Genomic DNA, 23,754 nt, shown 5'->3' with positions numbered 1-23,754 from the left:
GGGGAGAGGGATCACCAGCCATCATGCACCGAGCGCTCAGAGGGCGTCCGAGTTCTGTGCGGCCTGGTAGACGGCCATGGCCTCGTCGCCGAAGAAGGGGCCGAACATGAAGTTCGGCGCGAAGTTGTAGGTGAAGCTGTTGACGGAGTTGAGCCAGCCGAGGCCGGTCGACTCGTTGAAGCCCTGGAACCACGGCCCGCCGCTGGACCCGCCGGTCATGTTGCAGCGCAGCCCCTGGTCACGGGTCATGACGGTATCGTTGAACGCGCGCCCGCTGCAGTAGATCAGCTCCGAGCCGTCGAACGGGTCGGCCGCCGGATAGCCGAAGGCGAACATCTGCCGCTGCCTGGCCTGGTTGAAGGCGATGCCCTGCCCGCCGACGACGTCGGTCAGCGTCCGCCCGTTCAGCGGCGCCACCACGACGGCGGCCACGTCGAAGTTGATGTCCTCCCTGGCGTTCCACTGCTGGGTGGTGAGCATCGCGCTGGCCACCCAGGTGCCGAAGGGCCGCCGCCCGTCGTCGAAGGCCGGCACGAACACCCAGTTCCTGTGCGCGGCCCCGTTCAGCTTCACACAGTGCCCCGCGGTGATCACGACGCTCTCGTTGGCGCTGGTCACGGCGGAGCCGGAGCAGGAGGAGTTGCGGCCGTCGGCGGTGGTGAAGAAGACCCTGCCGGTGGTGCGCACGACCGCGCCGCCGTCCGTCCACTGCAGCCCCGGGCTGTTGGGCACCAGGGACTGCCGCGCGGCGGTGACAGGCGTGGTGCCGCCGACCGACCACGCGGCGCCGCGCGTGGTCCACGGGCTGCGGCGGGTGGTGGTGGCCGCGGCGCCGCGGGTGGCCCACGGGTCGCCCTCGGACGGCCCGCGCGACTGGGTGCGCCGCGGCGCGGGCGCGTCGAGGGGCTGCGCCGCGAGCATGCGCCCCGTGGTCCAGTACTGCGAGACGGTCCTGCGCTCCGACTGCGAGTCCGTGGCGGTCCAGCCGGCGGGCCGGGGATCGAGCCCGTTGGCTCCGGCCTGTGCGGCACTGGCCGGTACGAGCGCGCCCGCCAGGGCGGCGAGAACGACGGCGGAGAGCAGGCTGACTCTGCGGTGCATTACGTACCTCCCGAAACCCGGAATCTGCCGTAGGGAGGTACGTAAGGAAGGCTCCATCTTCCTCAACACCCACACAATCGGATATATCGCCATCACGCTGTGAAGTCGCCATATAGCAGAGCGTCACATGGGGTGGGATGGGTGCATTTTACGGAATGGCGGTCCGATATTGACGCTCTTTCACCGGCTCTTTCCCAGTACGGGAAATTCGAATTCGGCGTGGCGTTGTCATCTGGCTCGCGGCAACTGTAAGCATCGTACCGGTCTGGCGACTATGGGTCGCATTCCGAAAGGAACGGTGAATGTTCACCCCAATGAGAAAAATGGCGAAGCCTGTCGCACGCGGCATTCTCGCGGCCGTGCTGGCCGTGACCATGGCGCCGGCGGCCAGCGCGGGCGACAAGGACGACGGTCCCGACCATCACAAGTTCGACAAGGGTTTCGTCGACCACAGTCACGACGACGAGGACGGCCGGAACTGCCGGCCGCGCACCTTCTTCCGGATCCACCAGATGTCGCCGCGCAATTTCTTCGTGCCCCGCACCCGTTACATCGACGGCCCCGGCGGCTCGATGACGGTCTCGGTCACGCGCGAGCACGAGGTCACGGCCTTCCTGGAGACGGAGAACGAGGCCGAGAAGGTCATCGACAAGGGCGAGGTCCTCTACAACCTGCGCCGGCTCGGCCTGCCGCACCTCGAGGAGCGGCACATGGTCTACACCGGCCACGAGTACACGCAGGAGATCAGCGACGGCATGTACGGCAACATGTGGTACCGCGTGTTCGGTTACCGCGTGGGCTGGTCGGCCTGGTCGGTGCTCGGCACCTGCGCGCACGTCAAGGTCTCCGCCGGGATCGCGAACGTGCCGTCCCGCGTGGAGGGCTGGCGCTACTGGGAGACCAAGCACCCCATGTTCAAGCGTCGCAAGCTGTCCTACAAGTAGCGAGAAAACCCAGGTCAGAAGGGTTTTGCTGCCGATTCGCGGGTAGGGTTGCGGGTCAGTCCGGCTTGCGCCGGGCGCGCAGCCGTCCGGCGCGCGACCCGTTCCGTTAAGGGGGACATCATGGCCGCGATGCAGCGATATCTGGGGTTCTTCTCGTTCTTCCGCATTCCGGGACCGGAGCCGACGTCTCCGGGTCAGAACGGCGGGGCAGGCGGTGGCCGCGCCCGCAGGCGCAGGCGCCGGCGCCGCTGAGCGAGCGCCGTCAGAGATGTGAGGGTGGTATGCCGGCCCTCACATCTCCCAGCCGGCCCCTTCAGGAGAAGGAGGCCAGCACGACGCCGAGCGTGCGCTGGTTCTGGCCGGAGTCCTTGGCGCCCGTGGAGTTGACGGAGTAGACCAGCGTCCGCGACAGGTCCCTGGTCGCCCCGACGCCGTTGGCGTAGCCGTAGCGGGCCCCGGTCTTGCCGTACGCCACGATCCCGCCGGGCAGGACCATCCTGGTCATGCCCGAGGTGTAGGTGGCGGGCGTGAGACCGCATTCGTCGAACATCGTCACGTCCGGCACGGTGAACATGGCTTCGAGCTGGGCGGGCGGCACGACCTTCCCGCCGAACAGCGCCTTGACGAACTTCTCCAGGTCCGCCGCGGTCGAGATCAGGTCGCCCGACGCCCAGGTGGACGTGACGCTCATTCTGGTCATGTCGACCACGTGCCCGTCGCCGTAGGCGATCGCGTTCCCGAAGCCCGCGGGGACGCTCTGGTATCCCCGGTGGTGCGGGCCCTTGATTGTGGTCGAGGCGCCGGGCAGGTAGCTGTCACGCATGCCGACGGGCCGCAGGACGCGGCCGGTCACCTCGTGCTCGTAGGTCTCGCCCGTGACCCGCTCGATCAGCAGCCCGGCCACGAACGTGTTGATGTTGAGGTAGTGCTGCCTGGTGCCCGGGGCGAACTCGACGGGGTTGCGCACGGCCAGGGCGACGTACTCACGCGGGGTCCACTTCTTGAACCTGGTCTCATAGACGTAGCCGAAGCCGTCGGGCAGGTCGGGCGCGGGCAGGCCGCTGGTGTGGTTCAGGAGCTGCCCCACCCGGATCTCCGGGTAGGAGGCGGGCAGCAGGCCGGGCAGGTGGTCCTGCACGGTGTCGTCGAGCGACAGCCTGCCCTCCGCGACGAGTTGCAGCACGACCGCGGTGGTGAACATCTTGGTCACGCTGCCGGCGCGGAAGCGTACGTGCTCCGACGCCGCGCGCCCCGTCGTCAGGTCGGCCACGCCGCTCGCGCCCGCCCATGAGCCCTTCTTGCCGCCCACCCGCACCACGGCCGCGGTGGCGTCGGCCGCGGGCAGGTCGCCGATGGCCTTGCGCAGCGCCGCCTCGTTGATCGGCGGAACGACCGCGGCCGGGTCCGGCTGGATCACGGCGGGAGCCTGGCAGACCGGGGTGCTCGCCTGGGCGGGCGCCGCGACGAATACGGTGGCCAGCGCGAGACAGGCGGTTGCGGTCTTCAACATGGTGATCTCCTGACGAGTCGTGGGAACGACAGCAATCCTGCTGAGAGCCACCCCCGCCGCGAATCGCCGACGCGACCCATTTCTCCTCCCTCCCGCGAGGGAGCCGCCGAATCCCTCGCACCGGCGATGCCCCGCCTCACTCCCCGGGCCCAGGATTACCGCCATGAACTCCCGCATCGCCTTCATCGCCGCACCCCTGCTCACGCTCACCTACGGGGTGATCCGCATCCTCGACGGGCTCGACGGCAGCCGCGGCCCCGGCCTCGCCTGGACCACCGGGCACCTCGCGTTCATGGCGGCCCTGGTCCTGTTCGCGCTCATCTTCTGGCGGTTGCGCGCCATGGCGGGCCGCGGCACGCTGTCCACCGTGAGCGCGGTGGCCGGCACGGCGGGCATCGCGACGCTGCTCGCGCAGTTCGGCATCGACCTCGTGGTCGGGTTCATGGCCGCCGATCACGACGGGATGGGCGTGCTCTTCGACCAGGTGCAGAGCGTGCCCGGGGTGTCGATCGTGGTGTACGACGGCGGCCCGTTCCTGTTCTACCTGGCCCAGCTCGCGCTGGTGCTGCAGCTCGCCGTCATGCGCAGGGTCTCGGCGTGGACGCCGGCGCTGGTGCTGCTCGACCTCGCGCTGCCGTTCGCGGACAAGGACCTCATCCCGCTCGGCGCGCTGTGCCTGCTGATCTCGTTCGTCCCGCTCGCGCGCCGGGCGCCCGCCCGCCACGCGGTCGCCGTCGCGTGAGACTGAGGGGCACAATTGGGGCTTATGTCCGAGTCACGGTTGATCGCGCGGTTCCGCCGCTGGTACGGCGGCCTGCCCACGATCCTGGTGGACGGCGCGCTCGCGGCCCTGGTGCTGCTCATTCAGCTCTGGCCGTTCCTCTCCCGTGAGAACCCGCACGGCGGGCCCTGGCACTGGTGGGGCTACGCGGTCGTGGTCGTCTCCGCCGTGCCGCTGATCTGGCGCCGCCGCGCGCCGGTGCTCGTGCTGCTGGCCGTCTGCATCCCCACGGGCTTCTACGACCTCGAGGAAGAGGTGGCCGCCCAGCCGATCTGGTACACGGGGCTGGTGGCCCTCTACACGCTGGCGGCCTACTCCAGCAGGTGGAAGCGGTGGATCGCGTTCGCCTTCACGCTGGGCGGCGGGCTGCTCATCGTCGGCTCGGCCGAGTCGGGGGTGCGCGGCACCGTGCAGTTCGTCGCCGCGTACGCCATCGGCCGGGCCGCCGCCGCCTCCCGCGCCCACGCCGCCGCGCTGGAGGAACGGGCCGTCCAGCTCGCCCGCGAGCGCGAGATCGAGGCCGAGCGCGCCGCCGAGCGGGAGCGGGCCAGGATCGCCCGCGACATGCACGACATCCTCGCCCACGCGGTCAGCGTCATGGTCGTGCAGGCCGAGGCGGGCCCGGTGGCGGTCACCTCGAACCCGGCCAGGGCCGTGGCCGCCTTCGACGCCATCGCCGGCGCAGGGCGCGACGCCATGCACCAGCTCCGCCGCCTGCTGAACGTGCTGAAGGAGGAGGAGGGCCCGCGCGGCCCCCAGCCCACCATCGAAGGGCTGCCCGCCCTCGCCGACCAGGTCAGATCGACCGGGCTGCACGTGACATACTCCACCACGGGCTCGCCGGGGACGCTGTCGCCCGACACCGAGGTGGCGGCGTACCGCATCACCCAGGAAGCCCTCACCAACATCGTCAAGCACGCGGGCGCCACCCGCGCCGACATCGCCCTCACCTGGCAGGACCACGCACTCATGATCGACATCACCGACGACGGCCGCGGCCGGGACGCGGCGCTGCCCTCGGGCGGCAACGGCCTGATCGGCATCAGGGAACGCGCCGCCGCGTGCGGCGGCACCGCCGAGCTGGGCCCGCGCCCCGGCAAGCCCGGCTTCCGGGTGCTGGTCCGGCTTCCGCGGGCGGCGTCGTGAGCATCCGCGTGGTGGTGGCGGACGACCAGGAGCTGGTCCGCGCCGGGTTCGGCATGATCCTCGACGCGCAGCCGGACATCGAGGTCGTCGCCGAGGCGGGCGACGGCCTCCAGGCGATCGCCGCCGTCCGCGAGCACCGCCCCGACCTGCTGCTGCTCGACATCCGCATGCCGGTCATGGACGGCATCGAGGCCGCCCGCGCCGTCTGCGCGGACGGCGACTGCCGGGTCCTCATGCTCACCACGTTCGACCTGGACGACTACGTCTACGACGCGCTGCGGGCCGGGGCCAGCGGGTTCCTGCTCAAGGACGTCAGGCGCGACGACCTCGTGCACGCCGTACGCGTGGTCGCGGCCGGCGAGTCGCTGCTCGCCCCCTCGGTCACCACCAAGCTCATCGCCGACTTCACCTCCCGCGCCGCCCCGCGCTCCGCCGCCCCGCCGTCCGAGCGGCTGTCGGTGCTGACCGGGCGGGAGCAGGAGACGCTGCGGATGATGGCCAGGGGGCTGTCCAACGCGGAGATCGCGCGGGAGATGGTGGTCAGCGAGCACACGGTGAAGACGCATGTCAGCAACGTGCTGACCAAGCTGGGGCTGCGCGACCGGGTGCAGGCGGTGATCGCGGCGTACGAGACGGGGCTGATCGTGCCGGGAAGCTGATTTCCGGAGGAATTTTCGCGGCTCGCCGATCACCGCTGCCAGCAGCGATAAGGCCGAGATCAGCAGTTTCGCATACCGGGCATTCGCCGCTTAGTCGGGATTTACGCCTCATGGCTCACTCTTGTGTCATCGGCACTACAGGAGATGACATGGACGCGAACGAGCCTCGTACCGGTGGCTGGAGCCAGTTCGGTGACACCCCGCCCTCCGCCGGAGGGTTCACCCGGCCCAGCCCGGTGCTGCCGCCGCCTCCGCCGCCGAGGCGAACGGGGTTCATGCTGACCCGCAAGGCGATCGCGGGGCTGGCGCTGGCCGCCGTGGCGGCCATGTCGGCCGCCGCGCTGGGGGGCGGGGCCGTGGGCGCGTACCTGGCAGGGGACAGCGCGCAGCCCGTGGCGACCGCCACCGTGAGCAACCCGAGCCCGGTCTTCCGCACCGCCGCCGACCAGTACACGGTGGCGCAGGTGGCGGAGAAGGTGCAGCCGTCCGTGGTGATGATCCAGGGCCAGACGAGCGAGGGCTCGGGCGTGGTGCTGTCGCAGGACGGCTACATCCTGACCAACAACCACGTCGTCTCGGGGCAGAACGGCGGGCTGACGGTCAAGTTCAACGACGGCAAGACGGCCAAGGCGACCGTGGTCGGCACCGACCCGGCCACCGACCTGGCGGTCATCAAGGCCGAGGGCGTGTCGGGGCTGGCCAAGGTGGCGCTTGGGGACAGCGACCAGCTCAAGGTGGGCGACGACGTGCTGGCCATCGGCAGCCCGCTGGGCCTGGACGGCACGGTCACGTCCGGCATCATCAGCGCGCTGGACCGCACCGTGACCTCCGGGAGCAGTCAGGACGAGCAGCAGCTCCCGCCGGGCTGGGGCGGGCAGGGGCAGCAGCAACAGCAGGAGACGACCACGCTCGGCGGCATGATCCAGACCGACGCGGCGATCAACCCGGGCAACTCCGGCGGCGCCCTGGTGAACGCGGCGGGCGAGCTGGTCGGCATCAACAGCGCGGTCGCCGCCGACGGCGTCAACCTCGGCTTCGCGATCCCGGTGAACACCGCCAAGCACGTGTCGGAGCAGCTCATCAGCAAGGGCACGGTGAGCCACGTGTACCTGGGCGTGAGCGTCACCGACGCCAGCGGCGACGTGACCGGCGCGCTCGTGCGCCAGGTGACCCAGGGCAGCCCCGCCGAGAAGGCCGGGCTGAAGCAGGGGGACCTGATCACCAAGATCGGCGAGACGCCGGTGCAGGGCGGCGACACGGTCGTCGGCCAGGTGCGCGGGTACAAGGTCGGCCAGCAGGTCGCCGTCACCTACCAGCGTGACGGCGAGGAGAAGACCGTGACCGTCACCATGGAGGAGCCGAAGCAGCAGCAGTGACACACCATGAAGAGCGCCTTCGCCCGTACGGGCGGGGGCGCTCTTCGTGTTTCGGCACTTAATCCGATCCGGCAGGGAAGATGCGCGGATCGGTGGCGGTCAGGCCCTCCTCGATCGGCGTAACTCGGGTTACATTCACGTTAATTTGCCCTCTCTTATTCCCCCGAGTAGACCGAAGGAGAGAGGCATGAGCGCGAGAACCGCAATCGCGGCCCTGACTGCTGCGGCGATCCTCATGCCGGCAGGCGCCGCCCAGGCAGGTGCGGCGGCGCCGCCGCCCGACTCCCAGTTCCAGAAGGTGACGCTCAACGACAACCCGGGCGAGCCCATGGACCTGGCGGTGTTACCCGATTCGAGGGTCCTGCACACGACCAGGAAGGGCGAGGTCTGGTTACACGACCCGAAGACCGGGCTCAACACGCTCGCCGCCCGGCTCGACGTCTACCAGCACGACGAGGAAGGGCTGCAGAGCATCGCCCTGAGCCCCGGCTTCGGCAAGGGCTCCAAGAAGGACGACTGGGTCTACCTCTACTACTCGCCCCCGCTCGACACCCCCGTGGACGACCCGGCGACCCCGGACGTCAACGAGGGCGACGCCCCGTTCACCGGCACCCCGGCGGACTTCGCGCCCTTCAAGGGGCTGATCAGGCTGTCCCGCTTCCGCTGGGGCGGCACGACCGTCGACCTGCGCACCGAGCAGCGCATCCTCGACGTCCCGGTGGACCGGGGCATCTGCTGCCACGTCGGCGGCGACATCGTCTTCGACGCCGCGGGCAACCTGTACCTGTCCACCGGCGACGACACGAACCCGTTCCAGTCGGACGGCTTCACTCCGATCGACGAGCGGGCCGAGCGCAACCCGGCCTTCGACGCCCAGCGCAGCGCCGGCAACACCAACGACCTGCGCGGCAAGATCCTGCGCATCAGCGTGCGCGACAACGGCTCCTACACCGTCCCCAGGGGCAACCTCTTCAGGCCGGGCACGGCGGGCACCCGGCCGGAGATCTACGCCATGGGGCTGCGCAACCCGTTCAGGATCGAGCTGAACCGGCGCACCGGCGAGCTGTACGTCGCCGACTACTCGCCCGACCAGCAGGAGGCCGACCCCGCGCGCGGCCCGGCCGGGCACGGCAAGTGGACGGTCGTCCGTAAGGCGGGCAACTACGGCTGGCCGTACTGCGCGACGGCGCGGCTGCCGTACGTGGACTACGACTTCGCCACCGGCGCCTCGGGCGCGACGTTCGACTGCGCGGCGCCCGTCAACGAGTCGCCGCGCAACACCGGCCTGCGCCGGCTGCCGCCGGTCGTGCAGCCCGACGTGTGGTACTCCTACGGGCCGTCGGCGGAGTTCCCCGAGCTGGGCACCGGCGGGATCGGCCCGATGGCGGGACCGGCCTACGACTTCGACCCGGCCGACACGCGGGGCCGCACGGCCGTGGGCTGGCCGAAGTACTACGACGGCGTCCCGCTCTTCTACGAGTGGACCCGCGACTACGTCAAGGCCTTCCACGACAACGGGCGGCGGATCGAGCCGGTGCTGCCCTCGTTCGTCTTCGACAACCCGATGGACCTGGAGTTCGGCCCCGACGGCGCGCTCTACGTCCTGGAGTACGGCGACGGCTTCTTCAGCGAGAACCCGGACGCCCAGCTCGCCCGCGTCGACTACATCGGCAACACCGGCAACCACACCCCGATCCCGGCCGCGCAGGCCTCGGTGACGAACGGCCTGGCCCCGCTCACCGTGAGCTTCACCAGCACGGGCACCGCCGACGCCGACGGCGACCGGATCCGCTACGCGTGGGACTTCAACGCCGACGGCCGGGTGGACTCCCGCGACCCGAGCGGCGCCTACACCTACACCCAGAACGGCATCTACGACGCCACCCTGCGGGTGAGCGACCCCAGCGGCAGGTCGGCGGCCACGTCGGTGCGGATCGTGGTCGGCAACGCCGCGCCGGTCGTCGAGCTGGTACGCCCGGTGGCGGGCCAGCCGTTCTCCTTCGGCGACGTGGTCGAGTTCGAGGTCCGCGTCACCGACGACCAGCCGGTGGACTGCGCGAACGTGACCGTGGACTACATACTCGGCCACGACGACCACGGCCACCCGCAGACCACCGCCCGTGGCTGCACGGGCTCGATCCAGACCACCGAGCCGAGCGGCCACGACCCGGAGACGGACGAGCTCACGGGCGTCTTCGTGGCCACCTACACCGACCCGGGCACCGGCGGCCTGCCGCCGCTGACCTCCAGCACGCAGGTCGTGCTGGAGCCCACGAGTTAGGAGACACCCTCATGTGTTACGGCTACGGCCCCAGCAGGCGCACCTTGCTCGCGGCGGGCCTCGGACTCGGCGCGGCGGCCCTGGCCGCCGCGTCCCCGGCCGCGGCTGCGGCGACGCCGCCGCACCACGGCGGCAGGGAGCGGGTCCCTCCGGGCCAGATCAGCATCCAGCTCTGGACGGTGCGCGACGACCTGGCCCAGAACTACGACACGACCCTCGCCTACCTGGCCGAGATCGGCTACCCGAAGGTCGAGCTGGCGCTGGGCTACTTCGGCCGCACGGCGCAGCAGTTACGCGACTTCCTCGACGGGCTCGGCATCCAGGCCAGCTCCAGCCACGACGGCATCAGCCCCGACGACGCCGCCCTGGAGACGAAGATCCAGAACGCGCTGACGCTCGGCCAGACCTACATGGTGGTGCCGTACCTGGCCTCGGCCAGCCTGGACGAGTGGAAGGGCTGGGCCGAGCGGATGAACGTCGAGGCGCTGGCCGCCCGCAAGGCGGGGCTGCGTTACGGCTACCACAACCACGCCCACGAGTTCACCACCGACCTCGGCGGCGGGGTGACCCCGTGGGACGTGCTCACCTCCGAGCTCGACCCGCGCCTGGTCCACCTGGAGATCGACATCTACTGGGCGGTCACCGGCGGCGTGGGCCGAGGGGCCAGGGATCCGGTGAAGTTCGCGATCGACGTCATCAGGCGGGCGCCGCAGCGGGTGCTGCAGTACCACGTCAAGGACCGGCACCTGGACGGTGACATGGCCGACCTGGGCACCGGCACGATCGACTTCCGCCGGGTGTTCGACGCCCACCAGGTCAGGGAGTACATCGTGGAGAACGACACCCCCGACGTGACGCCGCGGCAGACGTCGGAGGTCGGCTACCGCTATCTGCGCAAGATCCGCTTCTAGTCTAAAAAGTTGGTGCTGACGACGCCGACGAGCGGTAGAAAACGGTCACCCGGGAACTTTTCTCCATGCGAGACATATGGGGCCTGGGGGGAAGTATGTACCACTCGCTCGGCGTCGTCATCACCGCGATCATCACCGCCGCGCCGCCTCAGGTGGACAACATCGCCCACCGCGGCGGCTCGGCGCAGGCGCCCGAGAACACCATCGTGGCCTGCGCCCTGGCCAGGGCCCAGCACGCCGACGTGTGCGAGTTCGACGTCCAGCAGACCAAGGATCATCAGCTCGTGCTCATGCACGACGAGACCCTGAGCCGCACCACCGACGTCGAGAAGCTGTTCCCCAGGCGCAAGCCGTGGTGGGTCTCCGACTTCACGCTCGCCGAGATCCAGCGGCTGGACGCGGGCTCGTGGTTCTCCCCGCGCTTCCGCGGCGAGGGCGTCCCCACGCTCAAGCGGGCACTGGAGGCGGCCCGCGACACCGGCGCCGGGCTGCTGCTGGAGGTCAAGCACTCCCCGCGCAGCCCGGACATCGACCGCCGGGTCGCCGCCGAGCTGCAGGAGGAGCGCGCGGCGTGGACCCCTGAGCGGCTCACCGTGCAGGCGTTCGGCTGGCACTCGATGCGCGTGCTGCGCGACATGGTGCCCGGCCTGCCCACCGCGCTCATCGGCAGGCCCGCCGCAGGCCGGCTCGGCGAAGTGGCCCGCTACGCCGACGGCCTCACGCTTCCGCACACCGGGCTCACCGCCCGCTACGTCAAGAAGGTGCACGAGCGGGGCATGCGCGTCTACACCTGGTCGGCGGACCGGCCGGCGCTGATCCAGCGGCTGATCTCCTTCGGCGTGGACGGCATCATGACCAACAGGCCCGACCGCCTGGAGGCCGCCAGACGGCGCGGGTGACGCCCCGCCGCTTAGGCTGGAAGGTCCATCCTGGAAAGGCGTCGCATGTTGTGGCCCTGTATCGGCGACGGTCACGGTAACGTTCCTGAACGTGCGCTCCCGCCCTCGTGCGGGAGCGCGTCCTTTCCCGCACGCCATCCGCGCATGTCCTGGGAGCACGGATAGAGGTGGCCGAAAGCATCGACAGCCGACAGCCCGGCCATGCTCCCGGAGCGGCCGAGCGGCGCGAACTCCGGCTCCTGTGGACCGGCTCCACCGCCTCGCAACTCGGGAACATGGCCGCCACGGTCACCGCACCGCTGCTCGCGCTCTCACTCACCAGCTCACCCGTCTTCGCCGGCTGGGTCGCCGCCGCCGGCACGCTGCCGCGCATCCTGCTGCACCTGCCCGCCGGCGTGCTGGCCGACTACTCCAACCGGCGCCGCGTGATGGTCGCCAGCATGGTCGTCCGCGCGGCGCTGGCCGTGCTGATGATCGGCTGCCTGGTCGTCGGCGAGGGCATCGTCTACCTGCTGCCCGCGATCAGCATCGCCCAGGGCATCTGCGTGGTGCTCTACAGCACGGCCGAGACGACCGCCGTCCCCTGGCTCGTCCGGCGCGAACGGCTGGCCAGGGCCATGGCGGGCAACGAGGCCCGCACCCATGTGGCCGGGCTGCTCGGCAGGCCGCTCGGCGGCTGGCTGTTCGAGCTGGGCCGCTGCTGGCCGTTCCTGCTGGACGTCGCCACCTCCCTGGTGTCCGTCCTCACCCTGCTGCGGATGCGCGACAAACGTTTCGCGGGCGCCGCGGTCAGACGGCCGCTGCGCCTGGCGTGGCAGCTCAGGGCGTTCTGGCGCGGCCTGACCTTCCTGCGGCACGAGGACTTCCTCGCCCGCGTCATGATCGTCTGTGCGCTGGCGAACTTCTCCTTCCAGACCCTGGGCCTCACCCTCGTCCTGCTCGCCCACGAGCGGCACATGTCGCCGCTGGTCATCGGCCTGCTGATCGCCGCCTCCGGGCTGGGCGGCGTGCTCGGCTCGCTGCTGGCCCCGCGCCTGCTGCGCAGGATGAAGCCGGCGCGGCTGATCGTCGCGGGCGTCTGGGCGTGGCTGCTGCTGAGCGCGAGCCTCACCCTGGCCGACCACGACTCGCTGCTGTACGTCGCCGCCGTGCTGCCCGCCGTGTGGGGCGGGATCGGGTTCATCGGCGCGCACATCAACGTCGCGCTGGCCCTCTACCAGACCTCGGGCGTGCCGAAGCGGCTGTTCGGCCGGGTCACCAGCGTCATCCGGTTCTTCTCCGGCAGCACCGTGCCCCTCGGCGCGCTGACCGGCGGCTACCTGCTGGCCATGCTCGGCACGGAGGGCGCCGTCATCGCCGTGGCCGTCGTGGTGGGCGCGCTGGCCCTGGCGATCTCCGCGCCCGCGCGCGCCTCATCCGTCCGGCTGCTCCGCCGGGAGCGGCCGCGCGACCGGGCCCGTCATCGGAGCGGGCAGCTCCCTGGACACGTCGTGGAACAGGTCGTCGCTCAGCGCATGGAGGCTGCCCTGCAAGCTGGCCTGTATCTCCGCAGGGGCCTCCGCGGGCACCGAGGTGGACCACGCCTGCAGGTACGCCTCGTCCACCGCCTTGGTCAGCGACTCGATCCGGTGGTGCACCCGAGGCGGGCACAACGGCCGCAGCCACGCCACCGCGACGCTGGCCGCCAGGTACTCCACGCGTACCTGGCGGAGCTGCTCCGGCCGGTCCTCGCCGCCCAGGCGGGCAAGGCTGTTGCCGCGCATGTCCAGCGAGATGCGCACGGCAAGCCCCAGCTTCAGCACCGCCGCCTGCGCGTCCGCGAACGCCGTGAGCAGCTCGCGGACCCGCGCGTCCGTGCGGAACGCCTCCCGCTCCTCCGCCGCCGCCGCACGGTCCTGCCTGGCCTTATTCCGCTCACTGATCACGTAGGAACCGGCGCCGGACAGCGCGGCCAGCACGGCGCTGCCGCCGGTGATCAGGGTGAGCAGAGCGGTTTCACTGATCAGCGATGCCTCCTGTGAGCCGGCCGCCATCGAGTTCGCTGGCGATCTCGTTACGGGTTCGCCTGGCCTCGGGCACCTCGTCGCGCTCCAGCACGCGGCTCAGCACGTCGAGCGCCGCCGTGGTCTCGCCGGCCGCCCGCAGCGCCTGGCCGAGCCCGGTACGTACGACCGGGTCGTTCGGCAGCCTGCTGACGGCGGCCATCATGTGCTCGATGGCCGTGCTGCGCCTGCCCTGGATCAGCGAGATGCGGCCGATCGCGGCGAGGATCCAGCCCACCGACGTGCAGTCGTTGAGCGCCTCGTACAGGGTGGCGGCGGCCAGGTAGCGGGCGTTGGCCTCGTCCAGCGCGCGCTGCTCGAAGCAGAGGTTGCCGAGCAGCGACTCGATGTCGGCGCGCACCCGCATCTCCTTCGGCGGGCACACCCGGGCGGCCTCGCGGGCCAGCCGCCCCGCCCGGCCGGGCTCGCCCTCGGCGCGGGCGCGCACGGCGGCGCACAGCAGCGCGGCGGGGTCAGGCGGCGGATGCGGCCACTGCCCGGCGTCGAGCCTGCGCAGCGGCGCGAGCAGGCGCCGCTGCCGCAGGTCGGGGCCGGCGTTGTGGCGGGCGTCGGTGATGAGGTGGCGGTCCTCCATCGAGTGCAGGAACGCGTCGGTGAACTTCACCGTGGCGGCGCTCCTGCCCCGGTGCAGAAGGGTGCGCCGCAGCCAGCGGTCCAGCTCGCGCGGCGACAGCTCGTGCTCCGCCGCCGCCACCGCGAGCGTCCTGCCGCACCAGTCGGACAGCGCCCTGTCGACCTCCGACCGCAGGTGCGCGAAGTGGTCGTGGTCGGGCTCCTCGCGCCACAGGTGCGCGCCGGCGACCTGCAACAGCAGCGGGTCGATCGCCCGGGTCAGGCGGCTCACCTGGCCGTTCTCGTCCCTGATCGTACGCAGCTCCTCCAGCAGCTCCTCGACCTCGGAGGGTGGGAAGTGCAGCCGCATGGCCTGCGCGGAGCGGCTCACGACCACGGTGGCGGCCTCCGGCGAGAGTGGCCGCAGATGGTACTCGGCACACTCGGGCCGGTCGGCGTCCTTCACCTCGTGGCGCAGGTCGTCGAGGTAGTCGGAGCGCACGGACAGGAGCAGGCGCAGGTTCGGCCGGGCGGCCAGCGCCTCGAACAGCTCGTCCAGCAGCCGCCGACGGTGCCCCTTGCCCGGCTCCTGCCTGCGCAGGAACGCCTCCGCCTGGTCGACGGCGGCGAAGATCGGGGCGGGCCGGCCGTCGCTGTCGTGCGTCTGCCTGCCGCGCACGAACTCGCCGACCGACAGCGCCGCCAGCCTTCCCGGCGACTCCTCGGGGTCCCAGGAGGACAGCAGGGTGAGCACGTACGGGTTGTGGCCGGGCAGCGCGGCGACCGGCCACACCTGGCACGAGGCCGCCCGCCCGAGCGGCAGCACGTTGGCGTTGTCCGCGCGCAGCGCCGGGATCAGCCCCGCGCGCAGCAGCGAGGTCTTGCCCGCGGCGGCGTCGGAGTGCAGGATCGTCAGCCTGTTGCGCCGCCACAGCTCCAGCAGCAGCCGGATCTCGTCGGACCTGCCGAAGAAGAGGCTCTCGTCGTGAGCGGTGAACGGCCGCGGTCCGATGAAGGGGCTGCGTCGCCGCCGCAGTGCCGCGGGTATTCCTGCCATGGGGAGACCTCGCTCACCGAGGAGATGACATATCGCGCCGGCGCGAGCGGAAAACCGCCCGCGAGCGTGCGCCACGGTGCGAAATCAAATATCGACCAGGCCGAAACGCGATGATGTCTCTGCCGCACCACATTTCCAAGTTACCGCACGTCGAATCGGATACCTTGCGGGCGCGGCCGTTTCGGGCCACCGAAACACAAAAAGGCGGCGCCCGCCCGCCGTTCATTCGAGCGCCGGAACTTCGGGCCCGGTCAGTTCCCCCCGCGCGCGGGCGGGGTGCTGTTGTCGAAGGCCGCGAACACGTCCTCCTGGTCCGGGCCGTGCTCGAACAGCTCGCGCAACGCCGTGCCCAGCGCGGAGTCGCCGAGTTCGCGCAGGTCACCGGGGGAGAGTGCGGATACGTCGACCAGGTCGCCCTGTCGTGCGGAAGACTGCGGTCTCATGAGCGCTCCTTGAGCGGCTTATTCCGGCGATCTCGAGCTTTGTCTGACTGTACCTCTGCGGGAACGTACAACGCAGTTAGGATGGTGCTCGTCCTCATTACTCCCCATGCCTTTGCAGTCGTAATCCGACGAGCGGGAGGCGGAACGCGTGATGGTTTCACAGCCGGCCACCACCGAGCGATCACCACGTGATTTCCCGGCGGTGTGGAAGGTGCCCCCGAGAAACAAGAACTTCACCGGGCGGGAAACTCTGCTCAACAGGTTGCACACGGGCATCGGCGACAACGTCACCGCCGTGGTGCCGCACACCCTGCACGGCCTCGGCGGGGTCGGCAAGACGCAGATGGCCATCGAGTACGCCTACCGTTTCCGCGACAGTTACGACGTCGTCTGGTGGATCCCCGCCGACCAGCCCGGCCTGGTCCGGGCCACCCTGGCCCAGCTCGCGCCCAAGCTGGGCGTGCCCGACGCCACGACGGCCGGCATCGAGGACGCCGCCAACGCCGTGCTCGACGCCCTGCGCAGGGGCGAGCCGTACGGCCGCTGGCTGCTCATCTTCGACAACGCCGACCAGCCCGAGGACTTCGGCGACCTCATCCCGCCCGGCCCCGGCGACGTCCTGGTCACCTCCCGCAACCACCGCTGGGCGGGCGTCTACGAGACGATCGCCGTGGACGTGTTCCCACGTAAGGAGAGCATGGAGTTCCTCTCCAGGCGCGTGCCGTCGGTCACCGTCGAGGAGGCCGACAGGCTGGCGGAGGCGCTCGGCGACCTGCCGCTGGCGCTGGAGCAGGCGGCCGCCCTCCAGGTCGAGACCGGCATGTCGGCGCAGGAGTACCTGCGCCTGTTCGAGCAGCACGCCTCCAGCCTGCTGGAGGAGGGCAAGCCCAGGGAGTACCCCTGGTCGATGACCACGGCCTGGCGGCTGTCGGTGACCAAGCTCAGGGAGCACCTGCCGGAAGCCATGGAGCTGCTGCGCACCTGCGCGTTCTTCGGGCCCGAGCCCATCCCGCGCGACGCCTTCCGCCCCGTCAAGGGTCCCGTGCGCCCCGAGCTGGCCGGGCTGCTCGCCACGCCCATCCGGCTGAGCAAGGCCATCGCGACGCTGGCGCGCTACGCGCTGGTCCGCATCGACCCCGACGAGCGCACGCTCCAGGTCCACCGGCTGATCCAGGCGCTGCTCAGGGAGGAGCTGGGGGCGCCGACGAAGGACGCCATCCGCTCCGAGGTGCACTCCCTCATCGTCGAGTCGGCCCCCGCAGGCTCCGACATCCCCGCGAACTGGCCGCGCTACCAGGCGCTGCTCGCCCACGTGGATCCCGCCCAGGTGGCGCAGAGCACCCGCCCCGACGTGCGCACGTTCGCGCACGCCATGCTGGGCGCCCTGGCCTCCTCCGGCGACTACCGCACCGCCAGCCGGTACGCCGACGCGTTCGTCCAGCAGTGGACGCTCGACTCCGGCGCGAACGACCCCGACGTGCTGCGGGCGCAGCGCGTCAAGGGCGACATGCTGCGCGAGTTCGGCCGCTACACCGACGCCTACGAGCTCAACACGGCCACGCTGGCCACGATGCGCGAGGCGATGGGCGCCGACCACCGCGAGGTGCTGATCCTGCTCAACGGCATCGGCGCCGACCTGCGCGGGCGCGGCCGGTTCATCGATGCCAGGGAGCACGACAAGGAGTCGGTGGAACGGCACAGGGCCGTCCTCGGCTCCGACGACCCGCAGACCCTGCGGGCGATCAACAACCTGGCCCTCGACTACGGCCTCACCAGCGACTACCGCAGCTCGCAGGTGCTGCTGGAGGAGGCGTACCGTACGGCCCAGGCCAACGAGCCCCAGGTGAGCCGGGGCACCTTCCTCAACCTGTGGGCCAGCTTGGCCCGGTCGGTCCGCCAGTGCGGCGACTACCACGAGGCGTGCGACGTGGGCAGGGACGCCCTCGGCTACGGGCGGCAACACCTCGACGCCGACCACCCGCGCGTCCTGCTCGTGCAGAAGGACCTGGCCATCGCCCTGCTCCGGGCGGGCGAGCGCGAGGAGGGCCTGGAGCTGGCCCGCGACGTGCACGCCCGCTACGTGCGCATCTACGACCTCAACCATCCGGGCACCCTGGCGGCGGCCACCTGCCTGGGCAACTGCCTGCGCACCAACGACCTGCCGGAGGACGCCTTCAGGCTCGCCAAGGACACGATGGACCGCTACGCCAGGGTCTACAGCCCCGAGCACCCCTACCACTTCGGCTGCATGAGCAACGTGGCGCTGCTGGAACGCGTGCGCGGCGAGCCTGCGCAGGCGGCCGAGCTCAACGAGACGGCGCTGGCCGGGCTGGAGGGCCGGTTCGGGCGCGACCACCACTACGTGCTCACCGTCGCGGTCAACCTCGCCACCGACCTCGCCGCGCTGGGCCGCCTCGACGAGGCCTGCCGGCTCGGCGAGGAGTCGCTGCGGCGGCTGCGCCGGCTCCTCGGCGAGCACCACCCCGGCTCGATGGCCGCCGCCGCCAACCTGGCCTGCGACCTGTCCGCCGCCGGGCGGGGCGACGAGGCCAAGCCGCTGTTCGACGAGACGATGCGGCGCTACGAGGAGACGCTCGGGCGCGAGCACCCCGACGCGCTGACCGCGGCCGAGGGACGCCACCTCGACCTCGACTTCGACCCGCCACCGATCTAGCCGGGCGCCCCGGTCGGAACCTGGCCGGTCGCGCTCGTCAACAGCGCCACATCATCGGCGACGTGCCGCCGCACGTGCGTGATCAGCCGATACAGGTCCCTGCAGTACACGGACGGGTTGCGGAACCCCGCGCCGGACCGGTACCGGTGCGGGTACAGGCCGCCCCCGCACACGCGGGCGATCTCGCAGGACGCGCACCGCGCCGACAGCGCCGCCTCACCGATCTGCCGCGCCGCCACCGACGGCAGCATCAAAGCCGTGTCGAACGAGTCACGCAGCACGTGCAGCAGGGTCACGGCCGCCCCGTCGTAGGCCGACTTGAGCGTGTCCACCTGCTCGATGCTGCCGTTCGTCTCCACCACCACGACCGCGACCGGCGACAGCCCGATCGCCTCGCTGCGCGACGGCCGCCCGAGCAGCAGCCGGATGATCTCGCTGAACAGCCGGATCTGCGTCTCCTGCGCCGGAGCCCGGTACCAGCGGTCGAACACGGCGGCCAGCCAGTCGCCGTACGGGGTGCCGGCGCCCGTCCAGCCGGGCGGCGGGGTGTCCCAGTTGCCGTGCGGCAGCAGGAAGTCCACCACCGGCGGCCCGAACTCCAGCAGCGCCTCGTACGTGACGACCGGGTCACTGGCCAGGTCCAGCGTGCACAGCAGCCCGCTGAACAGGTGCCGGTAGGCGGGCGAGGTCAGGCGCTCCAGCCCGGCCCGCACCTCGGCGTGGGTGCCCGAGCCGTTCGCCCGGCGGCGGTGCCGGTCGTGCCCCTCCTCGTCGCCGTCCACGCTCACGCCCACCCGCACGTCCAGCTCGGCGAACAGCCGCAGGAAGGCGTCGTTGAGCAGCACCCCGTTGGTCTGCACCCGGACGGTCGCCGTGACGCCGCCGCCGAGCTCGGCCCGCAGCCTGTTCACCGCGTACCGGGTGCGCTCGACGCCCGCGAGCAGCGGCTCGCCGCCGTGCAGGACGATCTCCACGTTCTTCATGCCGTGCGCCGCCGCGTGCTCGGCGACGCGCGCGGCCACCCGGTCGATCGTCGCCTTGGACATGCGGCGCGGCTGCCCGCGCCAGCCCTGGTCGGCCATCTCGTAGACGTAGCAGTAGTCGCAGGCCAGGTTGCAGCGGCTGTGCAGCTTCAGGATGAACTGGTGGAACGGCGTCGGCCGCCACCCCGACTCCAGCAGCTCGCCGACGTCGAGGCCGGCCGGCCATTCGAGTGCTGTGAGCTCGCGCCGGGCGTTGTTTCCCACGCTGATCAGCTCCTGATGGAGAGAGGCGAGCGCAGCGGCGGCTGAGGGCTCGGCGGCACCGGGATGCCCGGGATCCGAGATCGGCAAACCCTGGCCAGGTCCGCGGCAACGGCGACGACGGCCGGAGGATCCCCACCCGCCGGCTCCTCCAGCACCCGGCCGGCCTGCCCGGCCGCACCAAGGACCTGCCGCCCGTCCTGCGGACCCGCGACACCTACGGCGAGCCCAGGCAACTGCTCGACGCGGGCCTGGCGCACCGGCCGGCGTCCGCCCCTTGGCATGGGCTGGGAGTACAGCAACACCTGGTACGTCGTGGCGGGGCTGCTCCTCCAGAAGATCACCGGCAGGCCCGTCAGCGAGGTGATCACCGAGAGGGTCATCAAGCCCGCCGGGCTGAAGGACACCTACTGGCAGGGAGCCGGCGAGCGCGGCATCAGGGGCCCGCAGCCGCTGAGCTACACGGCCGCGAAGCCGGGCGAGCTGGTGGACATCACGCGCCTGCCGCGCGGCCCGCCGCCCGCGGGCTGTCAGGGGATGAGCAGCGTCTTGCCGAGGGTGGCCCGCTTGGCGATCGCCGCGTGCGCGTCGGCGGCCCGCTCCAGCGGGAACGTCTGCCCGATCACCGGCCGCAGCCGGTCGGCGGCGCCCTCGGCCAATGCCCGCACGGACAGCTCCCGCACGGCCTCGGGCGACGGGAAGGCCGCCCCCATGGACACCAGGGTGACGCCCCGCCCGGCCGCCTCCTCGGGCTCGATCACCGTCATCGACCCGCTCCCTGCCCCGAAGGCGAGGAACCGCCCGCCCTCACGGACCAGCTCGAACGCCGCCCGCCCGATGTCGCCGCCCGCCGGGTCGCAGGCCACGTCCACGCCCAGGCCGCCCGTCACTTCACGCACCCGCTCGGCCCAGCCCGGCTGGGTGTAGTCCACGCCCGCCTCGGCGCCGCGGCTCTGGGCGAGTTCGAGCTTGGTGCGCGACCCGGCGGCGGCGATCACCCGGGCGCCCGCGCGCGTGGCGAGCTGGATCAGCAGGCTGCTGACGCCGCTGGCGGCGGCCCCGATCAGCACCCACTCGCCGGCAGCGGGCGCGATGACCTGGGCGATGCCGAGGGCGGTGCGCCCGTCGTTCAGCAGGCCGACCGCGTCGCGGTGGTGCAGCCCGTCGGGGATGGGGATCACCAGGCTCGCGTCGACGGCCACCTTCTCGGCGTAGCCGCCGGTGCCGCCTGTCGTGCTGGCCACCCGCTGCCCGGCCAGGGCGGCGTCCACGCCGGGGCCCACCGCGACGACGGTGCCGGCCACGCCGTTGCCGGGGATGATCGGCAGCTCCGGCAGCGGCATGGGCGCGGAGCCGGACCGTACCTGCGTCTCCACGAACGTGATCCCGACCGCCGCGGTCTCGATCAGCACCTGCCCCTCACCCGGCACGGGATCCGGCGTCTCCTCCACCCGCAACACCTCGGGCCCGCCGAACTCCCTCAACCAGACAGCACGCATCCCGCAACTCCCTCGACGTCGTCGCTCCTCATGAGCCATCTAGGACAGCCGTCCGGAGATCACGACTATTCCGGGTGGACGACGGCCCGTTCGCCGGCCCGGCGGGTGGCGGCCAGGTAGAGCAGGCAGCAGGCGGCCAGCGCCGCGCTCACGCCGAGCGCGACCGGCGCGCCCACGGGCAGGAGCAGCCCGCCGAGCGCCGTCCCCAGGGCGATGCCGAGGTAGAGCACGGAGCCGTTCAGCCCCACCACGACGGCGGTCTCCTGAGGCGCGGCGGAGATCAGCCGCAACTGCTGTGCCGGGGTCTGGAACCAGGTGCTCGCTCCCCAGGCCGCCATGAGCAGCGCGGCCACGGGCAGCAGGTGCGACCCGGCGCCGGTGGCCCAGGTGAAGGCGCCCAGAGTGAGCGCGAGTGCCGCGTAGCCCACGAACAGCACGCGGACGGGCCCGTACCGGTCGGCCGCACCGCCCGCGACCAGGTTGCTGACGACGGCGCCGGCGCCGTACAGGAACAGCAGCCACATCTCGGACTCCGGCGTGGCCCCCAGCGCGTGCAGGAGCGGGACGGCGTAGGCGTACAGGCCGTAGCTGGCCATCATGCCGAGCAGGGTCAGCGGCAGCACCGCGAGCACCCCGGGATGGCGCAGGGCGTGCAGCCTGGTGCGCAGCGGGACGCTCGGGCCGCCCGGCAGGGCGGGCAGGACGGCGAGCACGCCTGCGGCGCAGAGCGCGCAGAGGGCGGCGACCAGCCCGAGCGCGATCCGCCAGCTCAGCGTCCTGTCGGCGAGGTTGCCGAGCGGGACGCCGAGCGCGGTGGCCACGGTCAGCCCGCCGACCACCACGGCCAGCGCGCGGGCCCGCTGGTGAGGGGCGGCCATGGCGGCGGCCACGGCGCCGGCGCCCGGGGTGAAGGCGGCGGCGCCGGCGGCGGCCAGCACCCGGGTGACGATCAGCACCGGGTAGTCGGGCGCCAGCGCGGAGCCGAGGTTGGCGAGCGCGAGCACGGCGAGCGCGCCGGTCAGCAGGGCCCGGCGCGGCACCCGGGCCGTGAACGTGGCCAGCACGGGCGACAGCACCGCGTACGCGACGGCGAAGACGGTGGCCGACTGCCCGGCGGTGCTCTGCGTCACCTGCAACGACTGGGCCATCGCGGGCAGGAACCCGGCCACCACGTACGCGTCGGTGCCGACGGCGAACGTGCCGAGCCCCAGCACCAGGGTTCTGATCGGGATACCAGACATCCTCATTCCACTTCCGGGTGAGCCCGCCGTGAGGGGGGCGATCGATCAGCCGCGCAGGCGGGCGTAGGTGCGCCGGGTGCGCTCACCCGAGGGGGAGGCGCCCGCCATGAGGTCGGCGATCGTCTGCGCGGCCAGCTCCCGCCGCCAGGCCAGCTCGGCCCGCCGCATCGCCATGCTGATCCCGCAGGGACGGCGGAACTGGCCGCCTTCCGCGCCGACGCCGCGCTGCCGGATCTCGACGCAGCGGAACGCCTCGGCGGGCCCCTCCAGCGCGGTCACCACGTCCATCATGGTGATCTGCTCAGGCGGCCTGGCCAGTGAGAAGCCGCCTCTCGCGCCGGGGACGGAGGTGAGGATCCCGGCCTTGGTCAAGGCCTGGAGCCGCTTCTTCAGGTACTCCTGCGGCAGGTCGAACCAGGCGGCTAGCTTGCGGATCGACACCGGGCCCTCGTCCCGCAGCCAGCCCAGGGTCACACAGCAGTGCAACCCCCACTCGACTCCTTCACCCATCTGCACAACCGGGATATTACACATCCCCGATCGGCCGCGTCGTCCGGGGGGCCGCCGTCTCGCGGGTCAGCCGCTTCCCGGCACGACGCCGTCGGGGCCGAGCTCGAAGCTCTGCCCGTCCTCGGGGAAGACGATGTTGGGCCGGTCGGAGCCGGTGACCTCCTCGCCGAGGTGCGTGGGGAAGAGCGTGAGGCCGGGGTGGTCGTCGGCGATGCGCTCCACGTCGTCCAGCCCCATGTGGCCCACCTTGGAGGTGCGGAAGGACGTGTCGAGGGCGAGGGCCGCGCTGGTGTCGGCGAGCCGCTCGACCGACGGGCACAGCACGGTGTCGCCGGTGTAGCCGAAGACGGTGCCGGCGGCGTCGGTGATCGAGTAGCCGAGGGCGATCGGGGTGGTGTGCTCCACGCGCAGGGCCTGGACGCGGTAGCCGTCGCCCGACCACTCGCCGCCCTCGTGGCCGAACTCGACGAAACGCGGTCGCACCTTCGGCCGCACCTGCTCCCAGGTGCCCGGATAGCTGATCTCGAACAGGTGCACCACCCGCTCGGCGAACCCCGTCGGGCCGATGAGCACCAGCTCCCGCTCCCGCTCGCGCAGCAGGCCCTGCTCCATGAGCAGGAAGATGATGTCGAAGAAGTGGTCGGCGTGGAAGTGGGTGATGAGGCAGATGTCCACGACGGCCGGGTCGATCCCCGAGCGGCGCATCGCCTTGATCGAGCCGTTCGGCGTGTCGATGAGGAGCTTGCCGTCCAGCAGCGCGGAGGCGCTCAGACGGTCGTGGAAGATCGAGCCGGTGCCGATGAAGTGAAGCTGCATTCCCGCCCCTATGGCGCTATGTGACGTCTATATTACTCACCGTAGTC

General features: G+C 71.5%; 20 protein-coding genes and 1 pseudogene. 11 read left to right on the top strand and 10 right to left on the bottom strand.

All coding sequences use genetic code 11. The features are described from left to right. Positions 1-36: 36 nt before the first annotated feature. Positions 37-1,101, bottom strand: a complete 1,065-nt coding sequence (locus tag ABD331_RS46345; protein ID WP_344490401.1) for a trypsin-like serine peptidase — start codon at positions 1,099-1,101, stop codon at positions 37-39. Positions 1,102-1,424: 323 nt separating this feature from the next. On the opposite strand from ABD331_RS46345, the gene ABD331_RS46340 reads away from it, so the two are divergent. Next, a complete protein-coding gene (locus ABD331_RS46340; protein ID WP_344490398.1) occupies positions 1,425-2,045 on the top strand; it encodes a hypothetical protein in 621 nt (206 codons plus the stop codon). 313 nt (positions 2,046-2,358) lie between these two features. Here ABD331_RS46340 and ABD331_RS46335 read toward each other — a convergent pair whose 3' ends face one another. Next, positions 2,359-3,555, bottom strand: a complete 1,197-nt coding sequence (locus ABD331_RS46335; protein ID WP_344490395.1) for a serine hydrolase domain-containing protein — start codon at positions 3,553-3,555, stop codon at positions 2,359-2,361. A gap of 163 nt (positions 3,556-3,718) precedes the next feature. Between ABD331_RS46335 and ABD331_RS46330 the strand changes: the two genes are divergently transcribed. From ABD331_RS46330 to ABD331_RS46295, 8 genes are all read left to right on the top strand, one after another. Further along, entirely contained in the window at positions 3,719-4,297 is a 579-nt protein-coding gene (locus ABD331_RS46330) for a hypothetical protein (RefSeq protein ID WP_344490392.1), read from the top strand. Positions 4,298-4,321: 24 nt separating this feature from the next. Further along, positions 4,322-5,482 carry a sensor histidine kinase gene (locus tag ABD331_RS46325; protein WP_344490389.1) on the top strand — a complete coding sequence of 387 codons (1,161 nt, stop codon included), beginning with the start codon at positions 4,322-4,324 and terminating at the stop codon, positions 5,480-5,482. Next, the gene (locus ABD331_RS46320) at positions 5,479-6,141 is read left to right on the top strand and encodes a response regulator (protein WP_344490386.1); all 663 of its coding nucleotides are present in this window, start codon (positions 5,479-5,481) and stop codon (positions 6,139-6,141) included. Before ABD331_RS46325 ends, ABD331_RS46320 begins: the two co-directional genes overlap by 4 nt. A gap of 149 nt (positions 6,142-6,290) precedes the next feature. Then, complete coding sequence (locus tag ABD331_RS46315; RefSeq protein WP_344490383.1) at positions 6,291-7,517, top strand: S1C family serine protease; 1,227 nt, start codon at positions 6,291-6,293, stop codon at positions 7,515-7,517. Between the two features lie 187 nt (positions 7,518-7,704). After that, positions 7,705-9,798: a PQQ-dependent sugar dehydrogenase gene (locus ABD331_RS46310; protein ID WP_344490380.1), complete on the top strand. Its 2,094-nt coding sequence runs from the start codon at positions 7,705-7,707 to the stop codon at positions 9,796-9,798. A gap of 11 nt (positions 9,799-9,809) precedes the next feature. Continuing rightward, positions 9,810-10,709 (top strand): sugar phosphate isomerase/epimerase family protein, encoded by a 900-nt coding sequence (locus ABD331_RS46305; protein ID WP_344490377.1) that lies wholly within the window; start codon positions 9,810-9,812, stop codon positions 10,707-10,709. Positions 10,710-10,804: 95 nt separating this feature from the next. After that, positions 10,805-11,608, top strand: coding sequence for a glycerophosphodiester phosphodiesterase (locus tag ABD331_RS46300; RefSeq protein WP_344490375.1), 804 nt, complete (start codon positions 10,805-10,807; stop codon positions 11,606-11,608). A 167-nt stretch (positions 11,609-11,775) separates the two neighbouring features. Next, entirely contained in the window at positions 11,776-13,629 is a 1,854-nt protein-coding gene (locus tag ABD331_RS46295) for an MFS transporter (protein ID WP_344490372.1), read from the top strand. Here the strand turns inward: ABD331_RS46295 and ABD331_RS46290 are convergent. Beyond that, positions 13,604-15,280 (bottom strand): nSTAND1 domain-containing NTPase, encoded by a 1,677-nt coding sequence (locus tag ABD331_RS46290; RefSeq protein ID WP_344490369.1) that lies wholly within the window; start codon positions 15,278-15,280, stop codon positions 13,604-13,606. The two genes, ABD331_RS46295 and ABD331_RS46290, sit on opposite strands and share 26 nt — an antisense overlap. 251 nt (positions 15,281-15,531) lie before the next feature. Beyond that, entirely contained in the window at positions 15,532-15,723 is a 192-nt protein-coding gene (gene fxsA, locus ABD331_RS46285) for an FxSxx-COOH cyclophane-containing RiPP peptide (protein ID WP_344490364.1), read from the bottom strand. 211 nt (positions 15,724-15,934) lie between these two features. Between fxsA and fxsT the strand changes: the two genes are divergently transcribed. Continuing rightward, a complete protein-coding gene (fxsT, locus tag ABD331_RS46280) occupies positions 15,935-18,397 on the top strand; it encodes an FxSxx-COOH system tetratricopeptide repeat protein (RefSeq protein WP_344490362.1) in 2,463 nt (820 codons plus the stop codon). On the opposite strand, the gene ABD331_RS46275 is transcribed toward fxsT, so the two are convergent. Both ABD331_RS46275 and ABD331_RS46270 read right to left on the bottom strand, forming a co-directional pair. Then, positions 18,394-19,644, bottom strand: a complete 1,251-nt coding sequence (locus ABD331_RS46275) for an FxsB family cyclophane-forming radical SAM/SPASM peptide maturase (RefSeq protein ID WP_344490360.1) — start codon at positions 19,642-19,644, stop codon at positions 18,394-18,396. The genes fxsT and ABD331_RS46275 overlap by 4 nt on opposite strands. Before the next feature lie 5 nt (positions 19,645-19,649). After that, positions 19,650-20,027, bottom strand: a complete 378-nt coding sequence (locus ABD331_RS46270; RefSeq protein WP_344490357.1) for a hypothetical protein — start codon at positions 20,025-20,027, stop codon at positions 19,650-19,652. Between ABD331_RS46270 and ABD331_RS61145 the strand changes: the two are divergent. After that, a pseudogene (locus tag ABD331_RS61145) lies at positions 19,924-20,181 on the top strand (serine hydrolase); the annotation flags it as partial. The gene ABD331_RS46270 and the pseudogene ABD331_RS61145 overlap by 104 nt on opposite strands. Here ABD331_RS61145 and ABD331_RS46265 read toward each other — a convergent pair. The 4 genes from ABD331_RS46265 to ABD331_RS46250 form a co-directional block, all read right to left on the bottom strand. Further along, complete coding sequence (locus ABD331_RS46265) at positions 20,172-21,140, bottom strand: zinc-binding dehydrogenase (protein ID WP_344490355.1); 969 nt, start codon at positions 21,138-21,140, stop codon at positions 20,172-20,174. The pseudogene ABD331_RS61145 and the gene ABD331_RS46265 overlap by 10 nt on opposite strands. Before the next feature lie 65 nt (positions 21,141-21,205). Next, positions 21,206-22,381: an MFS transporter gene (locus tag ABD331_RS46260; RefSeq protein ID WP_344490352.1), complete on the bottom strand. Its 1,176-nt coding sequence runs from the start codon at positions 22,379-22,381 to the stop codon at positions 21,206-21,208. 45 nt (positions 22,382-22,426) lie between these two features. Then, positions 22,427-22,891, bottom strand: a complete 465-nt coding sequence (locus tag ABD331_RS46255) for an RrF2 family transcriptional regulator (protein ID WP_344490503.1) — start codon at positions 22,889-22,891, stop codon at positions 22,427-22,429. Positions 22,892-22,957: 66 nt separating this feature from the next. After that, positions 22,958-23,707 carry an MBL fold metallo-hydrolase gene (locus ABD331_RS46250; protein ID WP_344490349.1) on the bottom strand — a complete coding sequence of 250 codons (750 nt, stop codon included), beginning with the start codon at positions 23,705-23,707 and terminating at the stop codon, positions 22,958-22,960. Positions 23,708-23,754 lie beyond the last annotated feature (47 nt).

The organism is Nonomuraea monospora, assembly GCF_039531895.1.
GTDB lineage: Bacteria > Actinomycetota > Actinomycetes > Streptosporangiales > Streptosporangiaceae > Nonomuraea > Nonomuraea monospora.
Note: the sequence above shows the minus strand (reverse complement) of the source record. Positions and strands in the feature narration are given on the sequence as shown.